This window comes from Marinobacter sp. SS5-14b, assembly GCF_030541005.1.
GTDB lineage: Bacteria > Pseudomonadota > Gammaproteobacteria > Pseudomonadales > Oleiphilaceae > Marinobacter.
This window is the reverse complement of sequence record NZ_JASSVM010000003.1, coordinates 355,811-372,747: the sequence shown is the minus strand read 5'-3', so window position 1 is coordinate 372,747 and position 16,937 is coordinate 355,811. Positions and strand designations below refer to the sequence as shown.

Here is a 16,937-nt window from a genome sequence, read left to right as displayed (position 1 = left end):
CTGTTTGTCGTTTGAAAATTCGAATGGCGCTAAAAGCGAGATAGGGAGTGCTCGCTTGAGTTCGTATGATTCCCTAGAGTTGATTGGCATTCCTTTTCTTGGCCAGGATTTCGCTAAAAAAGCTCAGTATGGCTGCCAATTCTGGCCAGCTGCAACGTGCCGTTATCAACTCTGTAGATCAAAACCAGATCTGGCTTGATGTGACAGTCTCTGAAACCATGCCAGTTACCAGTCAGAGCATGGTCGACATTCTTGTCTTCCAATGGCTCATCACGCTGCAGCTTAGAGATAATGCGGCCCACCTCGACAATATCGGGGATAGGCAATTTCGTTACCTTTTTGAAGTCTTTTTTAAACTGGGTTGAGTATTCAAGGCTGTGCATGCGCGATTTTGCCATCCGTGAGCTCTTCTAAAAGGCTATCCAGCGACTCCGCGCGGTGCCCCCTCCCTTCCCTGAGTTCCTGCATAGCAGCAGTGCTCGTTTCGTTCGGCTGAGGCACCTTGATCTCAAAGGGAATTCCGCCGTGATTAATAACCGCTCGGGCGAACAACTTGATGGCCTGTGAAGGGCTAAGGCCAACCTCGTCACAAATATGCGAAAACGCAACCTTGGTGTCGTGGTCTATACGGGTGCTAAGCATCTCGGTTTTCATGATGCGCTCCATTTGTCTTACATTGTCAGACATTGTAACGCAAATTCCGGACAAATGATGATGTTCTTCATAGTGCTTCCTTACTCCCTGGAGTTAATTGGAAATCCTTTTTCTAGTCACGGACACTCACAGACCCACACGAACAAAGCAATTAAGGCTTACAAAGCCAACCAGTCTACAAAGGGGTCGTACTCCGCAGGGGTATGCCCCCACCCTTCTGCCAGCGCCAGTCACCAAAAGGCGGGTATATCCCTGCTCTTCTCAGCAATACCTGCACTATTCAAGCGCCGCCCCAACATCCTGACTACGCAGAATACGGACGATAACCACGCCACAGTCATCTAATCGGTAATAAATAGAATGACTTCTGTAGACACTCAGCCGGTAACCAGACCTCACATGCTCTATGGAAGGATACAACTCAGGCTGAGTAGCAATCTGTTCAATCCGCGCTTCCATGCCATCAGCGTAAATGTCAGCCTGACGCAATCCAAAATTCAGCAGTCCGAAAATATAAATAGACTCGAAATCCTCAGCGGCTTGCTCACTAAGCCTGTAACTTGCCATCCTCTATTAGCCTCTCCCTGGCTGCCCGACGAATCTCCTCCAGTGTGCGATGACTGAAGCCGCTTTCTTCTCCCTCTAGCAACGCTGCCCGTAATTGCTCCAGCCCGGCATTGCGCTCCTGATCCCTGCGGATCAAATCACGAAAGTATTCACTATCGTTTGTGAAATCACCACGAGCAATCCGAGACTTAACCCAGTTGCTCTGGGTATCTGTCAAAGTGATTGTCTTGCGAACAGTTGTCATAAAGCACCCCACCCCAAAAATCATACTATTGGTGCAGAATAGCATACTTTCCGGCTTACCAAACCAAGCAGTCTACAAAGGGGTCGTACCACGCAGGGGTATGACCCCACCCTTCTGCCAGCGCCTCAGGGGTTAACCTGACAAACTAAGCCACACTCTCACGCTTTGGGTGAGTCTGATCCCCCAACCCAGCCAACAGCCCCTGCACACTGATGTCTTCATCCAGGGCATCCCAGTGAATACCATGAACGCTCAGCTCAAAGTCTTTGCGGCTGGCACTATCAGCGTTCAACAAACGGGGAAACCAAACCAGCGGCGCACCAACCGTCCGGCCATCAGACAACAACACCCAAAGGTTATCCTCATCAAACCAGACTTTCTCAGGCGAAATAGTCATGCCACGCCCCCCTGGAGTTAATGGAAATTCCTTTTTCGCCACGGACACTCACGGACCCACACGGACAAAGCAAATACGGTTTACCAAGCCGGCCAGGCTACAACAGGGTCGTACCCTTCAGGGGTATGACCTCACCCTTCTGCTAGCGCCGATCCCCGTCAGTCACGGCCAAACAAATCCCGCGTATAAACCTTGCCTTCAACATCCGCCAAATTCTCACTCCGGCGATTGGCAACAATCACATCCGCCTCTTGCTTGAAGGCCTCCAGATCGCGAATAACCCGGGAGTGGAAAAACTCGTCTTCCTCCAGCTCCGGTTCATAAACAATCACCTCAATACCCTTGGCCTTGATGCGCTTCATGATTCCCTGAATGGCGGAAGCACGGAAATTGTCTGAACCAGACTTCATCACCAGACGGTACACACCCACCACCTTCGGATTGCGGGCAAGAATATCGTCGGCAATAAAGTCCTTACGGGTGCGGTTAGCATCCACAATGGCTTTGATCAGGTTGTTGGGAACGTCTTCATAGTTAGCCAACAGTTGCTTGGTGTCTTTCGGCAAGCAGTAACCGCCGTAGCCGAACGAAGGGTTGTTGTAGTGGTCTCCAATACGCGGGTCCAGCCCCACGCCATCTATAATCTGCCGGGAGTTCAGACCATGCCGGGCGGCGTAGGTGTCCAACTCGTTGAAGTAGGCTACGCGCATGGCCAGGAAGGTGTTCGAAAACAGCTTAATGGCCTCGGCTTCCGTGCTGTCGGTAAACAGCACCGGCACATCGCCTTTTAGTGCCCCCTGCTTGAGCAACCCGGCAAACACCTCCGCCCGCTCAGAGCGCTCGCCAACCACAATACGAGACGGATACAAGTTGTCATACAACGCTTTTCCTTCACGCAGGAACTCCGGCGAGAAGATAACATTGGCACAACCAAAACGCTCAGATACCTCTCGGGTGTAACCCACCGGCACCGCGGACTTGATCACCATCACGGCATCCGGATTAACCGCCATCACATCCTGAATAACCGACTCCACCGTTTTGGTGTTGAAGTAGTTGGTCTCCGGATCGTAGTCAGTGGGCGTGGCGATCACCACGTAATCTGCACCCTTGTAGGCCTGATCCTTGTCCAGAGTTGCGGCGAAGTTGAGGTCTTTATTGGCCAGAAAATCAGCAATCTCTGAATCTACAATCGGGCTTTTTCCGCTGTTCAACAGCTCCACTTTTGCTGGATCAATGTCCAGGGCAACTACCTCGTTGTGCTGAGCTAACAGCATAGCGTTGGATAAGCCAACATAGCCGGTACCGGCAATGGCGATTTTCATCTAATACTCCTGAAATTAATCTTTCCCTGGTACGCGATCACCTGCTCCCCTACCCGCCACTGTCATAAAGATGTACTTGAAGTAAGCGCCAACCGACAGGCTCGCCAACATCTTCTGGTCAGTTTCTGCCAGCAGCTCCGGCGTAGACATATCTATGTCATTCACCTGAGCCAATCCCGTAATTCCCGGCCGGGCAGCCAGCACACCACGGCTTTCACGCTCAGCAATCAGTTCTTCCTGATTAAACAAACAAGGGCGGGGCCCTACCAGGCTCATCTCACCCTTGAGCACGTTCCACAGTTGGGGGAGCTCGTCCAGTTTGGTGCGGCGAAGAAAGTGACCAAAGGGGGTTATGGCATCAGCGCTTGCAAGGTGACTGGCCACGGAAGCCGTATTCTTTTTCATGGTCCGGAACTTTACCAACGTAAACGGCTTTTTATTCCGCCCTACCCGCTGTTGCCGAAAGAGCGGCGAGCCAGTATCGAAGAAACCAATCACCCACAGAATCAACAAAACGGGGAAACCAAACACCAACCCAAGCAGGGAAAAGAAAAAATCAAACAGACGAATCAAGATACGTTCTCCGAATCAAAACAGCGGCGAAGCCCTTCTTCAACAGAAAGGGGCGGCTCCCAGCCCAACAGATGTCGGGCTTTCGAAATATCTACCTGCAAAGAGCCCAGTACACGTTGTGCTACATCCTTTTTGCCCATCAAGCTGGCTCCAAACATCAGCAATCCAGGCGGAACAGGAATCAAGCGGGCGGGTTTCCCCATGACTTGACCGATCCCCCGCAACAATTCAGTGGTTGAAAGATCGGTACCATCACCAGCCAGGAAAACCTGATTTGCGGCGGCCGGGTGGCCAATACAGGTAATGATCAAATCCACCAGATTATCGAGGGCTACCAACGAACGCTTATTGTGAACAGCACCAAGAGGTAGAGGTAAGCCTTTATGAACCAACTTAATCATTGTGGCAAAGTTACCCTTTACACCGGGCCCATACACTAGTGGCGGGCGGATAATTACCACCTCCATGCCGGTTTCCTCTGCCAAAGCTTGCAGCGCCTGCTCCGCTTCAAGCTTCGAGATTCCGTATGCGTCCTCTGGGGCTGGCAGCTGATCAGCCGTAAAGCGCATTCCCTCACCGGTTTCCTCGCCATTCACCTTGATTGAACTGACAAATACAAACCTGCTAACCCCGGCTTCGGCTGCCTGGCGAGCAAGGTTAAGGGTACCGTCAACATTTACCCTTCGGTACTCGGCTAATGGATTCTCGGTTTCATCGCGCATAACGTGGGCCCGCGCCGCTGCGTGGACCACCACATTTCGCCCGGCGAGCGCAGCATACCAATCCGTAGTGGCCTGCAGTTCGCCAACCGCAAACTCTTCACCACACTGAGGTGTACCGGATCGGCGAACGGCACACGCCAAAGAAACGCCCTCCATGCGTCCCAACTGCCGCGCCAACCCCTTACCAACAAACCCCGTCGCACCTGTTAACAGAACTTTCACAAGTTCAACCATCCATAGTTAACCATTGGCAGAAACCTCCTCATAGATCTTCACGTGCTGAGCGACGATTTTCTCGATAGAAAACGCCTCTTCTGCTAACTCGCGCCCTGCCTTAGCCATACGTGTTCGAAGCTCGGAATCTTCCACCAGTTTTTGAATCGCATCTGCTAAGGCAACAGAATCCTTAACCGGAACCAGCAGCCCCGTTTCATTGGGAGTGATTGCATCACGGCAACCCGGCACATCCGTTGTTACCACGGCCCGCCCACATGCCGCCGCTTCCACAAGACTCTTTGGCAGTCCTTCACGATAAGAGGGCAGGCAAACGATATTCGCTGCTGCGTATTGAGCAGCAATATCAGGGCGGAACCCCATTAGCTCGACTACCCCTTCTTTACGCCATTTATCAAGCTCCGCCTCCGTCACGCTGGTAAGGTTTCCGGCATCAGCAGAACCAATCAACTTCATCTCGACATCCACGCCGCGACTGCGCAACAGTCTGGCCGCTTCCACAAACTCAAATACACCTTTATCCCGCAACAGACGAGCAGCCATCACCACGACTGGCCTCGCGGCTTCAGGTTCAGGCAAACGAGAGTATTCATCCAGCGAAACGCCGGAACCGCGTATCATCCGGACATCACCTAGTTGAAGAGCGCCAAACGAAATCAGCGTATCTCGATCATCCGGATTCTGAAAAATAACTGCCAAGCGCTTCTGCTTTAACGCTGCCGAATACAGTTTAGCGATCAACCAGCGTCGAGCCCTTGCAAGCCCTGAATCAGCCAGAAACACTGTACCCAAACCTGAAACGGCTGCAACAACACCAGGTACCCGAGCGAGCCGCGCCGCGATGCCGCCATAGAGCACTGGCTTGATCGTTACAAGATGAACGACGTCTGCCCGAGCTCTGCGAAAGAGCCGAACCAAACTCACCAACGTTCTGAGCTCCACCCAGGGATTCTGGCCACTTCGCGCAAAACCAACCGAATGATGGATGAATCCCCTTGCCCGAATGCTCTGAACGCTGTCGCCGGGGGCGGAGGCAACGTGTACCTCGTACCCCGCTTTTTGGGCTGCAACGGCTATCGGCAACCGGTGCGACAGAAAAAACTCTGGGGCATTAACTACAAACAGTAGTCTTCTGGAATTGCCTGACAACGTGTGTTCGCCTTACGTGCTGGAATGTTATTGAGCCTTTCTTAATATTTGACCCGGCCGCTCACGCTGTGAATTACAACCGCAAATCCGCCTCACCCAAAGGCAACACACCCTTCAGGTCAAACAACACACCATCCGCCCTCAGATAACCGCGCAGGTCACCGGCACTCATGGCCGCGTATTCCCGGTGCGGCACCGCTACAATCACGCCGCTGTAGCTGCCCTGCTCCGGCTTTTCCGTCAGGCTGATGCCGTATTCATGCTCCGCCTCGGCACTGTCTGCCCAGCAGTCGGTTACATCCACCTGGCAGCCAAAGTCGTGCAGTTCTTTCACCACGTCAATCACCCGGGTGTTGTACCGAATTCCATGAGTGTCATTGCTGACGCCCCGATGCATCGTAGGCCATGTACTCCAAGGGTGTAGTTCTCCAGAATCTACGGTATGCGTGGTTAGTGACGATGCTGACTTTAAAAATCCATGAAGGTTTGCATTCGGGCGGTGCTTGAGATAAAAATCAATCACTCTCCATGGAACTTCATTCAACTCGTATACAAGCACTTTAGACACAACCACTTCTCCCTTTAATCATGATGCTGAAGGTTAACTGGACAGTCTCCAGCGGTGCGTTTCCTAAAAGTAAACGGTATTACTTTTCTCACGGAGCAATCAGCACAAACAAACAATACAAAAATGGCAATAAACGGGTATCTATAGCGTGCAGCTGTTCCGTAATTGAAAACAACCAACCCATACACTGTTAAAGCCAACGCCATAAACAGTAGCCAGAATATGAGTTTTTCAGGGGCTTTTTTCCACGATACCCTAACTAATAAAAACAGAACCATCAGAATAACCAGGTTTTCCCCTGCCTGAATGAGCTGCAGAATATTGGTCGCCTCCCACGGCAGAGGTTTTGCTAAAAAGTAAAAGCCACTTACCAGCCCCTCAAGTACAAATTCTGCCGGTGTTTCAAGAAACTCAACATCTGAAACATCCCCTCCATCTTCAACATACATAGCACCACGAAACTTATTTATCAGTGGTAATGCAACAGGAGAAACAGCAACCAGTGTTACTAGCCCTATCACCGAAACAACAACAGCCTTCGCAGCTGAAACCCCGGTTTTACGAATGCCGAACATTACATAAAGCAGCAGAACTGGTCCAAGAATGAAAAAGTTCTGGAACTTAATCATAAACAGAAGATAAAGTGGCAGTAACGCCAACCACCAACGACCTTCCCTCGCCCACTGAATGGCCATTACCATAAAGATAAAGATGAATGTATCTCTAAGCCCCATACCTGTATAAAGCGCCATGCTTGGATACAGAAGGAAAAACCAGACTGAGGCTGGCGTAAAAACACGCTTACTATAGAGCCAGAAAAACAGCGCGGCGTACAAAAATGTGTTAAAAAAACCAAGACTTAACGGCGTAACCGCTAAAGGGAAAGGTATTAATGCAAAAAGCGCCGCTGCTTGCTCCACATTGCCTTTTTGCCAGGCTGCCACCAGCGACAAATCTCCCCCGCGAATCTCGTTAAATGCGTGCCAGTATTTAAATGCATCCGGCATAAATGAGAAAGAGAACAAGACCCCGTTAAGGAAAAACGGAAGTAAGCAATGCAGTAACAGGACGAACTGAAAGATTGCAGGCACTTTGAGCCGCTGCCCGCATATCAAAACAAACAGGACGCACAGCATAAAATTAGGCAAATCGTAGAAACGCATGCCTGCAAATCCAGCGTCCAGTACCCAGCTCAAGTCAACCACTAATTATGATGCCCCGGCAAGTAAGGTTGAAAAAAGTTTAAAACCGCTCAAAGCCGCAAATCCGCCTCACCCAAAGGCAGAATGCCCTTCAGGTCAAACAACACACCATCGGCCTTAAGATAGCCGCGCAGATCACCGGCACTCATGGCCGCGTATTCTTTGTGGGGCACCGCCACAATCACACCGCTGTAGCTGCCCTGCTCCGGCTTATCCGTCAGGCTTATGCCGTATTCATGCAGCGCTTCGGCGCTGTCGGCCCAGCAGTCGGTTACATCCACGTGGCAGCCGAAGTCCCGCAGCTCTTTCACCACGTCAATCACCCGGGTGTTGCGCAGGTCCGGGCAGTTTTCTTTGAAGGTGAAGCCCATTACCAGCACTCGGGCATTGGCGATGGTGTGGCCGGCTTTGATCATGGCTTTCACCAGTTCAGCCGCCACATAGGGCCCCATGCCATCGTTGGTGCGGCGGCCCGCCAGGATGATCTCCGGGTGGTAACCAATGGCCTGGGCTTTGTGGGTGAGGTAGTAAGGGTCTACCCCAATGCAGTGGCCGCCCACCAGGCCGGGCTTGAACGGCAGGAAGTTCCACTTGGTACCGGCAGCGGCCAGTACTTCGTGGGTATCAATGCCCAGCTTGGCGAAGATCATGGCCAGCTCGTTCATCAGCGCAATGTTAAGATCTCGCTGGGTGTTCTCGATCACCTTGGCCGCTTCAGCCACTTTGATGGAACTGGCCTTGTGGGTACCGGCGGTAATGATATCCGCGTACAGGGCATCCACTTCCTCAGCAATGGCCGGGGTAGAGCCGGAGGTGACCTTCATAATGGTGGTTACCCGGTGTTCCTTATCCCCCGGGTTAATCCGCTCCGGGCTGTAACCAGCGTAGAAGTCCTCGTTAAACTTAAGGCCAGACACCCGCTCCAGCACCGGCACACACACCTCTTCCGTGGCGCCCGGGTACACGGTGGATTCGTAAATCACAATATCGCCGGATTTAAGCACCTTGCCCACACTCTCACTGGCCTTCACCAGTGGGGTGAGATCCGGGGTTTTGTAGTCATCAATGGGTGTGGGTACGGTAACGATAAACACCGTGCAGCCTGCGATGTCATCCAGGGAATCGGTGAACGACAACTGCGAAGCCGCGGCCAGTTCTTCGGAAGAAACCTCACGGGTAAAGTCCTCGCCTTGCTTCAGTTCGGCAATCCGCTTGGCATTAATATCAAAACCCACAACCGGGCGTTTTTCGCCAAAGGCAACGGCAAGGGGCAGGCCTACGTAGCCCAGGCCGATAACAGCAATTTTTTTCATAAGTTAATCCGTAACAAATCCACCAAAACCAGAAATCTACAAAGGGGTCTGACCCCACGGGTCAGACTCCCTACCCAAACCAGCGCCATTCACCAAACAGGCGTAACCACCTCAGTTCTCCAAATACCAAGGCATAGCCTTAGCAATCCCCTCACGAATCCGATACTCCGGTGCATACCCAAGCTTACTCGCCGCCTTACCAATATCGGCCTGGGAATGCCGAACATCCCCCGGTCGGAAATCCCGGTACACCGGCGCTTTGTCATACACTACGCCGTTCTCCGCCAGGGCACTCTTCAGCGCCGCGAACAGATCATTCAGCGTGGTGCGATCACCCACCGCCACGTTGTAAACCTCGTTCTTGGCAGAATCCTCCGCCGTGGCCGCCAGCAGGTTGGCCTGCACCGCGTTTTCGATAAAGCAGAAATCCCGGCTGGTTTCGCCATCGCCGTTGATGAACACATCCTCACCGCGCACCATGGCGGCGGTCCATTTCGGGATAACGGCGGCATAGGCACCATCCGGGTCCTGGCGCTTGCCGAACACATTGAAGTAACGCAGGCCAATGGCCTTGAAGCCGTAACTGCGGGCGAACACCTCCGCATACAGCTCATTTACATACTTGGTGACCGCATAAGGCGACAACGGCTTGCCAATGTTCTCCTCCTCCTTCGGCAACGCCGGGTGGTCGCCATAAGTAGAGCTGGACGCCGCATAAGTGAAACTCTTCACCCCCGCATCCCGCGCCGCCACCAGCATGTTCAGAAAGCCGGTGATGTTGGCCGCATTGGTGGTGATGGGATCATTCAGAGACCGGGGCACCGAGCCCAGCGCTGCCTGGTGCAGCACGTAATCCACGCCCTCGCAGGCCTGCTGGCAGTGTTCGAGATTGCGGATATCGCCTTCGATGAAGGTGAAGCGGGACCACTGTTCCGGCGACACTAAGGACTGAACTTCATCCAGGTTGCTTTGGTGGCCGGTAGCGAAGTTGTCCAAGCCTATTACGTGTTGGTTTAGTTTTAGGAGGTGTTCGAGGAGATTGGAGCCGATGAAGCCAGCAGCGCCTGTAATTAACCAGCGTCTCGGCTCTGACATTAACTGTTTGCACTGATCCTGATAATTAACATCGACGGACAACTTCATTTAAACCCCTAACTTTTAAATTTACCTAAGCAGCATTCGAAGAACATTCAGGCATTTTTTGGCACATTTTGAACCGAATATAAACGCATATGTCCGCCCCCGATGCGGCTTTTTCTATCTCGCCCCAGAACAGATACCAAAACATAGAAAATCATTGGCAAAAACATCCATTTCTGACGAACCGAAATACCAAGGTTAGCCGTAGTTAAAGCTAAAACAACCCAACAACCTAAAGAAAACAGAACCAAAAAAGACGTGTTTTCCGATTTGAATGTATATTTCCTGTTCTTCCAACTATAAACACCCATCAAAAAGACAATCAATAGCACAACATTGTCTAGCGAGGCCGCCAACTGAAAAACGGATCTTGCTTCAATAGACAGAGGCCGAAAAAGATATGTGAACAGTTGCATAGGAAAACTCATTGATGAAATATCAACTCCTCCTCCACCGTCCTGATTGTAGGATTGACGCGCTTCAATGTATGAACTTACTGCCTCAGGGCTGACTTGGCTTAGGCCTGCATAATTGATTGCAAAAGGTACAGCCAAAGCAGCGACTCCCGAACCAATCGCTATCAAAAGTGCGCGGGCGGCAAGCGAACGGTTGCTTTGCATTACATAACTGATGCACAAAGCCAACACCATGATGCCAGCAATATGCGGCCGAACCATAAACATGGCCAGAATTGAAAATGCCATCAGTAAATTTCGATGCTTTAGATCAAGCGCGGCCCACAGAGCTAAACCAGTGGCCATAAACGCGATTGAATCTTTACCTATGGCCACCGACCAAAAGCTGGCGGAAGGCAAAAACACGATCAATAGAACCAGCCTACGAGCCCAAAGTTTACTACCAGCTGACGCATGCCTTAAAGAGCTATAAAAAGCAAAAAGACCAACACTCCCGATTATATTGAACACCAAAAAAGAAGGAACATAACCGAAGCCCAAAACACTACTAAAAAAAGACAAGAAAACAACAACAAAGTCCGTCCCCACACTAAAGCTGACGGGACTCAGAGACCACAAATAATAAGTCGTTGCGTCAGCCACATCTGTAAGGGAAAAATAGATATAAAAAACACTAAAGAACGTGTGCCATATATACAGACATAAAACCCGGCTAAAAGGCGTTTTCGAATACCTCGACCACGAATAGGCCATGAAGAATCCAAAAATAAATACAATGCCGCTGTACAATACATCGACAATAGAGCCGAAGGGCGTCAACATGAGCGCGATTGTTCCATAACTATTTTCTTACCACTGCTCATAGAGCAACATTTACTGCTCTGCAAACCACGCCTGAAACATCAACACATTCCAAAGATGGTACTGCCAATTCATCTTGCCGCTCAGGTGCTGTGCCCACATAGTTCTGATAGGTTCCGGGTGGAAAAAACCTTCGCTTCTCAACCGTTGCTCGCTCAATAAAGACTCAGCCCATTCACGGAGTGGTCCCCGCAACCAAGCGTCCAACGGAATTCCAAATCCCGCTTTCGGGCGTTCGATAAGTTCCCGTGGCACATGTTTGTAGAGTACCTGCCTAAGCAACCATTTCCCCTGCCCATCACGAATCTTATATTCTAGGGGCATCTGCCACGCCAACTCGACAACCTGGTGGTTAAGCATGGGTACTCGTGTTTCCAAACTAGTCGCCATCGCCGCACGATCCACTTTTACTAAAATGTCGTCTGCCATATAGGTTTGGGCATCCATTGCCATCATGGCATGCTCAAGACTGTCGGTTTTGGGCCAGGCGCTGCTATTGGAAATGAGGGTTTCGGGCTCATTACCATTAATGACAACACTGGCCGGGTCATTCCAGTGACTGGTTAACTGGCGATAGAATGCATGGCCGTCAGTCAGTGATAACACATCCGCCAACTTCCGCGCCTTTTCACCCGGTATCGACAATCGTGCACGTTTTGGCAATATGGGTGAAAGCGTTTGAAAAAGGCGATCCCACTGCGCTGGCGTCATTGCACGCAAGGAAGCCGCACCAAACTTGCGAACGAAAGCTGGCAATCGCTGCACCGGCCCCCACACTTTTTGCGCCGCCATATAGCGATTGTAACCACCAAACAGCTCATCTCCACCATCGCCACTCAGCGCGACAGTCACATGCTGTTTCGCCATCTGACTTACAAGAAAGGTGGGGATCTGTGAGCTATCTCCGAATGGCTCACAAAACATCGTAGGCAGGCTCGGTATTACCCCAAGCGCATCGTCCGCGCTTACATACAGCTCTGTGTGATCCGTGCCTAGATGACGAGCAACCTGTTTGGCGTGTTCTGCCTCATTATAGCCTCCCTCTTCGAAACCAATCGTAAAAGTTTTTACTTTTCTATTGGACTGCGCCTGCATCAAAGCCACAATGGCTGAACTGTCTACGCCTCCACTGAGAAAGGCTCCCAAGGGAACATCTGAAAGCATCTGCTCTGAGACGCTAGCAGATAAACTGCTTTCGAGAAGACCAACCGCTTCAGAAGGACTTCCACAAAACTTGTTCGACTGACCATTTTCTACAACGTCAGTTAGACTCCAGTATGCTACGGGGTCCGCAGCTTTTGACTCGGCCACATCGCCTCTTACAGGAATCCGAACAAAATGCCCAGGCCTTAATTTTTGAATACCTTGATAAATGCTGTAAGGCGCAGGTATATAACAGTGCCGCAACAAAAGGGTTAACGCGTCACGGTCCACTTCCGCATTAAAAGCTGGGTGGGCTTTCAACGCCTTCAATTCAGATCCAAACAGTAGAACATCACCACACCAGCCCCAGTATAAGGGCTTCTCACCCATTCTATCCCGGGCTAGCGTTAACTCTTGCTCTTGTTTATCCCACAAGGCAAACGCGAACATTCCCCGAACCACTTGCAAAGTTGCCTCTAATCCCCAAGCCGTAAAACAGGCGAGCAGGGTTTCGGTATCGGATTGGCCACGCCAATTTGGCTCAGCCAAAAGACTCCGCAACGCCAGATGGTTGTATATTTCGCCGTTAAAAACCAAAACGTATCTGCCGCACTCAGAGTGCATAGGCTGATGACCTGCAGCAGACAAATCCAGAATCGATAACCGCCTATGCCCTATCGCCAAGGCTCCGTCGTCTGTTTGCCAATATCCTTCGCTATCTGGACCTCTGTGGCTGATTTGATCGCACATAGATTGAATGGTTGAACGACCAGAGGACTCTCCGTAGACAAAACCGGCTATTCCGCACATCAGCTGAAACTCTCCGACCGTTGCAAATCGCCAAACCAAGCATGCTCAAAATTCTCGACCATACTCTCTATCGAGAAATGCTCGACGATGCGATCACGACAAAACCGCTTTCTACTTGCCCATTTGTCAGGATTATTACGGCACTCACTTTCCATCGCCAATATAAGGTTCGCCAGTTCTTCCGGGCGGCCAGCAGGACAAACTGCCTTGGCGTCACCTATAATGTGCCTCGCATCACCGACATCGGTTGAAATGCAGGGCGTTCCACAGGCCATCGCCTCAGCAACAACATTGGGAAATCCTTCAGAACGGCTAGACAAGACGTGTAGATCTAGCGCATTCATAATGTCGGGTATATCAGCTCGAGGTCCAAGCAATTGAACGCGTGCCTCTAAATCAAGTTTTTCGATTAGCTCCAGCAGCTCCGGATTGTTTTCATCTATGTTGGTTCCGATTAAAACGCAGCGGAAATCATCTAATTCCTGAGCAATCAACTGAATAGCTCTGAGTAATGTTTCATGATCTTTTAAGGGGTCATACCTACCAACCATGCCTAAAAGAAAAGTATTTTCAGAAATTCCTAATTCGTTACGAACGCTGTTTCGTCGCTCTTTATCAACAGATAGGCGCGTTACGTCATACCCATTAAAAATGGTCTTCAGCTTTCTAGCAGAATAGCCAATTTCGGCATGCACCTTTTTTGCCTCTTCAGCACAGCAAATAATGCTGGCCGGAACCCAGCCCGAGATTCCGGCGCATAACCGAGCAATCGCACGTGTCGCGGCTGAACATCGCCCTTTTTCAAGTGAAGACATCCTCACCCCCCAGAAAACCCCGGGCACACCCGCAAACCGAGCCGCTAACCCACCAAAAAGGTCCGCATGGTACATCCAAGTTTGTACGCAGTCAGGCTGTTCTTTCTTGATGATTTGAATAAGTTTAAGCCACTTTCTCAAACTCAATTTACCGCGATCCATGCCAAGGCAATAAACTTTTACACCGCCCTTTTTTAAAATCGGTCCGTACTTCCCTTCATCGATTAAAGAGACCACAATGTGCTGCAACTCACTATTTAGGCAAAGCCTTGCCAGAACACCTTCCGCCCCACCGTCATTCAGCCCTGTAATCACATGCAGAACTTTCTTCATTGGGCTTCCAACCAAGCCTGAAACATCAACACACTCCACAATTTTCCAGAGTTATCACGCCGGCCTTTAATATGCTGCTGCCAGGCGTTGCGTATGGGTGCGGGATAAAAATATCCTTCCGCCTGTAAACGCTGCTCATCCAGCAAGGCCTCAGCCCAATCCCGCAACGGCCCTCTTAACCAATCACCCAGCGGTACAGAAAAGCCTTTCTTCGGGCGTTCAATTAGCTCACGAGGAACGTGTTTATATAGCACTTCCCTCAAAACCCATTTACCCTTGCCCTCTCGAATCTTCATGTGTAAAGGCAACTGCCAAGCAAACTCGATAATACGGTGGTCCAACAAAGGCACGCGTGTTTCCAAGCTGTTCGCCATGGCGGCCCGGTCCACCTTCACCAGAATGTCGTCGGGCATATACATCTGGGTTTCCATGGCCATCATCCAGTGTTCATAACTGTCGGTTTTCGGCCACAGATCGGGCGAACTCAAAACAGACGGAGGCTCGCAGGCGTTTCGCACCAGCATTTCAGGCTGCGTCCAATGGCTCATCATCAACCGGTAAAAGTCTTCTTTAGACCGTGCGGCCATTACCTCGGCCAGTTTAAGAAACTTATCGGGTGCAGGCGAACGCGGGATAACACCCGCCATCGCTGCCCGCAGTGGCCTTGGCACTTTGCTCAGTAAACGCCAGTACTTGGGCGCAAATTGGTAGGGTGAATAACCCCCAAACAACTCATCACCGCCGTCGCCGCTTAAGGCCACCGTTACGTGTTGCTTTGCCATCTTGTTAACCAGAAATGTCGGCAACTGGGAACTATCGGCAAAGGGCTCGCAATAAATGGAAGGCAAACGGGGAACCAGGTCCAGCGCATCTTGCGCTGACACGTACAGTTCGGTGTGATCAGTGCCAAGGTGCCTGGCCACTGCAGCGGCGTGTTCGGCTTCGTTATACCGTGGATCATCAAAACCTATTGCAAAAGTTTTCACCGGACGCGTTGCCTGTTTCTGCATTAGGGCAACAACAACACTGCTGTCGACCCCACCACTCAGGAAGGCGCCCAGAGGTACGTCTGCCAGCATTTGCCCACTTACGCTTTGCATGAGCAGGTTTTCCAGCGCTAAAACCGCATTGGCGTCGGCACCTTGAAACGGGCTTTCCCCCCCCGCTTTTATGGATTCATTAACCGTCCAGTAAGGAACAGGTACCGGTCTATCCACAAGCGAGCGAGCGTCCAAGTGGATATAGTGGCCAGGTGGCAGTTTAAACACATTTTTATAGATGGAATGCGGTGCCGGGATGTACTGGTGGCGCATGAATATCGCAAGCGCATCTCTGTTTACTTCACTCTCAAACCCGGGAAGAGCCTTAAACGCTTTAAGCTCTGAGGTGAATACGAAGCCACCTTTATGCCAGCCGTAATAGAGAGGCTTTTCACCAGCGCGATCGCGGCCGAGGGTCAATTGCTTTGTTTGCTTATCCCAGAGCGCGAAAGCAAACATACCCACGCATGCGGTTAGCGTATCTTCAATACCCCTTGCAGCAAAACTGGCGAGCAGCGTTTCTGTATCGGCATGACCTCGCCAGTCCCAGCCCTGTTGCTCACACTCCAACTTCTGCCGAATTTCTCGATGGTTGTATATCTCACCGTTGAACACCAACACATAACGCCCGCAAGGCGACTCCATGGGTTGGTGGCCTGCTGGTGAGAGGTCTATGATTGATAGGCGCTGGTGGGCAAGAAGAAGGTCATCTTCTCCGCTGTACCAATGATCTTGGGAGTCTGGGCCTCGATGTTGGAGTATGGCACTGACGTTTGAAACGGCAGCTTGAGCGGTTTTTGCTCCGATATTTAGGGTTCCGAAAATTCCGCACATTAGGTGAATGCACCACTCATATAACAGGATTTTTAAAAACGATGATGGATAAAAATTTATGGAGCGTCTGATTGATACCTTATTTTTCATCGAATAGCTTTTTAGCTGGAAAAAAACTTTTCAAATGAGATTTGGGCATTTTCAACCTATAGCCTGTTCCATTTTTTGGCCCACCTCCCCCAGTTTGGCAGAATTCAAGCGCACTAACCCTACGCCAGTATATTTATCAGCGATCGGCAGGTTGCTAAATGCGGGCAGCAAGTGCAATCGATTACTCTTTGAATCCATGAGCAACCTGCGATAGTGGTCATTACTGTAGCCGAAGACATGCCTTATACACCTGAACATATGCTCTACCTTGGTATAAACACTCGCTTTGCTTTTCTCGCCTTTCAGCTTGCCAACATCCAGCTTCTTGTGGATGTCATGACGTTTGACGATAAACCAAGAGACGTTTTCGCGGTGCTTGTGTCCATCCCGGCCTTAATGCAAAACTGCTCCGGCGTCTGTCACGCACATTCGCGGCTGTGGTATCCAGGCTAATGATCGGGCTCAGCATGTCATCGACACCAATGAGCGTCTTCATTCCGAGGTGAA

16 protein-coding genes and 1 pseudogene are annotated in these 16,937 nt (G+C 50.8%); all 17 read right to left on the bottom strand.

The window, feature by feature from the left end; all coding sequences use genetic code 11:
- Window positions 1-113: 113 nt before the first annotated feature.
- The 17 genes and pseudogenes from QPL95_RS09350 to asnB (QPL95_RS09270) all read right to left on the bottom strand — a co-directional run bounded on the left by QPL95_RS09350 (window position 114) and on the right by asnB (QPL95_RS09270) (window position 16,340).
- A complete protein-coding gene (locus QPL95_RS09350; RefSeq protein ID WP_303290828.1) occupies window positions 114-383 on the bottom strand; it encodes a type II toxin-antitoxin system YafQ family toxin in 270 nt (89 codons plus the stop codon).
- A complete protein-coding gene (locus tag QPL95_RS09345; protein ID WP_303290712.1) occupies window positions 370-687 on the bottom strand; it encodes a type II toxin-antitoxin system RelB/DinJ family antitoxin in 318 nt (105 codons plus the stop codon). Before QPL95_RS09345 ends, QPL95_RS09350 begins: the two co-directional genes overlap by 14 nt.
- 243 nt (window positions 688-930) lie before the next feature.
- Complete coding sequence (locus QPL95_RS09340) at window positions 931-1,221, bottom strand: type II toxin-antitoxin system RelE/ParE family toxin (protein WP_303290711.1); 291 nt, start codon at window positions 1,219-1,221, stop codon at window positions 931-933.
- A complete protein-coding gene (locus tag QPL95_RS09335; protein WP_303290710.1) occupies window positions 1,202-1,465 on the bottom strand; it encodes a type II toxin-antitoxin system ParD family antitoxin in 264 nt (87 codons plus the stop codon). The genes QPL95_RS09340 and QPL95_RS09335 overlap by 20 nt, the downstream gene beginning before the upstream one ends.
- A 145-nt stretch (window positions 1,466-1,610) precedes the next feature.
- Window positions 1,611-1,862, bottom strand: a complete 252-nt coding sequence (locus QPL95_RS09330) for a DUF2442 domain-containing protein (RefSeq protein WP_303290709.1) — start codon at window positions 1,860-1,862, stop codon at window positions 1,611-1,613.
- 158 nt (window positions 1,863-2,020) lie between these two features.
- Window positions 2,021-3,187 (bottom strand): nucleotide sugar dehydrogenase, encoded by a 1,167-nt coding sequence (locus QPL95_RS09325; RefSeq protein WP_303290708.1) that lies wholly within the window; start codon window positions 3,185-3,187, stop codon window positions 2,021-2,023.
- A gap of 15 nt (window positions 3,188-3,202) precedes the next feature.
- A complete protein-coding gene (locus QPL95_RS09320) occupies window positions 3,203-3,760 on the bottom strand; it encodes a sugar transferase (protein ID WP_303290707.1) in 558 nt (185 codons plus the stop codon).
- Entirely contained in the window at window positions 3,757-4,716 is a 960-nt protein-coding gene (locus tag QPL95_RS09315) for an SDR family oxidoreductase (RefSeq protein WP_303290706.1), read from the bottom strand. Before QPL95_RS09315 ends, QPL95_RS09320 begins: the two co-directional genes overlap by 4 nt.
- 6 nt (window positions 4,717-4,722) lie before the next feature.
- The gene (locus tag QPL95_RS09310; RefSeq protein WP_303290705.1) at window positions 4,723-5,865 is read right to left on the bottom strand and encodes a glycosyltransferase family 4 protein; all 1,143 of its coding nucleotides are present in this window, start codon (window positions 5,863-5,865) and stop codon (window positions 4,723-4,725) included.
- Between the two features lie 73 nt (window positions 5,866-5,938).
- A pseudogene (locus QPL95_RS09305) lies at window positions 5,939-6,229 on the bottom strand (UDP binding domain-containing protein); the annotation flags it as partial.
- 218 nt (window positions 6,230-6,447) lie between these two features.
- A complete protein-coding gene (locus QPL95_RS09300) occupies window positions 6,448-7,629 on the bottom strand; it encodes a hypothetical protein (RefSeq protein WP_303290704.1) in 1,182 nt (393 codons plus the stop codon).
- 56 nt (window positions 7,630-7,685) lie between these two features.
- Entirely contained in the window at window positions 7,686-8,948 is a 1,263-nt protein-coding gene (gene tviB, locus QPL95_RS09295) for a Vi polysaccharide biosynthesis UDP-N-acetylglucosamine C-6 dehydrogenase TviB (RefSeq protein ID WP_303290703.1), read from the bottom strand.
- A gap of 111 nt (window positions 8,949-9,059) precedes the next feature.
- Complete coding sequence (locus tag QPL95_RS09290) at window positions 9,060-10,043, bottom strand: SDR family oxidoreductase (protein ID WP_303290827.1); 984 nt, start codon at window positions 10,041-10,043, stop codon at window positions 9,060-9,062.
- Between the two features lie 95 nt (window positions 10,044-10,138).
- Complete coding sequence (locus tag QPL95_RS09285) at window positions 10,139-11,326, bottom strand: hypothetical protein (protein WP_303290702.1); 1,188 nt, start codon at window positions 11,324-11,326, stop codon at window positions 10,139-10,141.
- Between the two features lie 51 nt (window positions 11,327-11,377).
- Window positions 11,378-13,318 (bottom strand): asparagine synthase (glutamine-hydrolyzing), encoded by a 1,941-nt coding sequence (asnB, locus tag QPL95_RS09280; RefSeq protein ID WP_303290701.1) that lies wholly within the window; start codon window positions 13,316-13,318, stop codon window positions 11,378-11,380.
- Entirely contained in the window at window positions 13,318-14,466 is a 1,149-nt protein-coding gene (locus tag QPL95_RS09275; protein WP_303290700.1) for a glycosyltransferase, read from the bottom strand. The genes asnB (QPL95_RS09280) and QPL95_RS09275 overlap by 1 nt, the downstream gene beginning before the upstream one ends.
- The gene (asnB, locus tag QPL95_RS09270; protein ID WP_303290826.1) at window positions 14,463-16,340 is read right to left on the bottom strand and encodes an asparagine synthase (glutamine-hydrolyzing); all 1,878 of its coding nucleotides are present in this window, start codon (window positions 16,338-16,340) and stop codon (window positions 14,463-14,465) included. The genes QPL95_RS09275 and asnB (QPL95_RS09270) overlap by 4 nt, the downstream gene beginning before the upstream one ends.
- Window positions 16,341-16,937 lie beyond the last annotated feature (597 nt).

Coding starts and splice junctions, on each gene's coding strand:
- QPL95_RS09350 (WP_303290828.1), bottom strand. CDS start 383: ATGCACAGCCTTGAATACTCAACCCAGTTTAAAAAAGACTTCAAAAAG.
- QPL95_RS09345 (WP_303290712.1), bottom strand. CDS start 687: ATGTCTGACAATGTAAGACAAATGGAGCGCATCATGAAAACCGAGATG.
- QPL95_RS09340 (WP_303290711.1), bottom strand. CDS start 1,221: ATGGCAAGTTACAGGCTTAGTGAGCAAGCCGCTGAGGATTTCGAGTCT.
- QPL95_RS09335 (WP_303290710.1), bottom strand. CDS start 1,465: ATGACAACTGTTCGCAAGACAATCACTTTGACAGATACCCAGAGCAAC.
- QPL95_RS09330 (WP_303290709.1), bottom strand. CDS start 1,862: ATGACTATTTCGCCTGAGAAAGTCTGGTTTGATGAGGATAACCTTTGG.
- QPL95_RS09325 (WP_303290708.1), bottom strand. CDS start 3,187: ATGAAAATCGCCATTGCCGGTACCGGCTATGTTGGCTTATCCAACGCT.
- QPL95_RS09315 (WP_303290706.1), bottom strand. CDS start 4,716: ATGGTTGAACTTGTGAAAGTTCTGTTAACAGGTGCGACGGGGTTTGTT.
- tviB (WP_303290703.1), bottom strand. CDS start 8,948: ATGAAAAAAATTGCTGTTATCGGCCTGGGCTACGTAGGCCTGCCCCTT.
- QPL95_RS09290 (WP_303290827.1), bottom strand. CDS start 10,043: ATGTCAGAGCCGAGACGCTGGTTAATTACAGGCGCTGCTGGCTTCATC.
- QPL95_RS09285 (WP_303290702.1), bottom strand. CDS start 11,326: ATGTTGACGCCCTTCGGCTCTATTGTCGATGTATTGTACAGCGGCATT.
- asnB (WP_303290701.1), bottom strand. CDS start 13,318: ATGTGCGGAATAGCCGGTTTTGTCTACGGAGAGTCCTCTGGTCGTTCA.
- QPL95_RS09275 (WP_303290700.1), bottom strand. CDS start 14,466: ATGAAGAAAGTTCTGCATGTGATTACAGGGCTGAATGACGGTGGGGCG.
- asnB (WP_303290826.1), bottom strand. CDS start 16,340: ATGTGCGGAATTTTCGGAACCCTAAATATCGGAGCAAAAACCGCTCAA.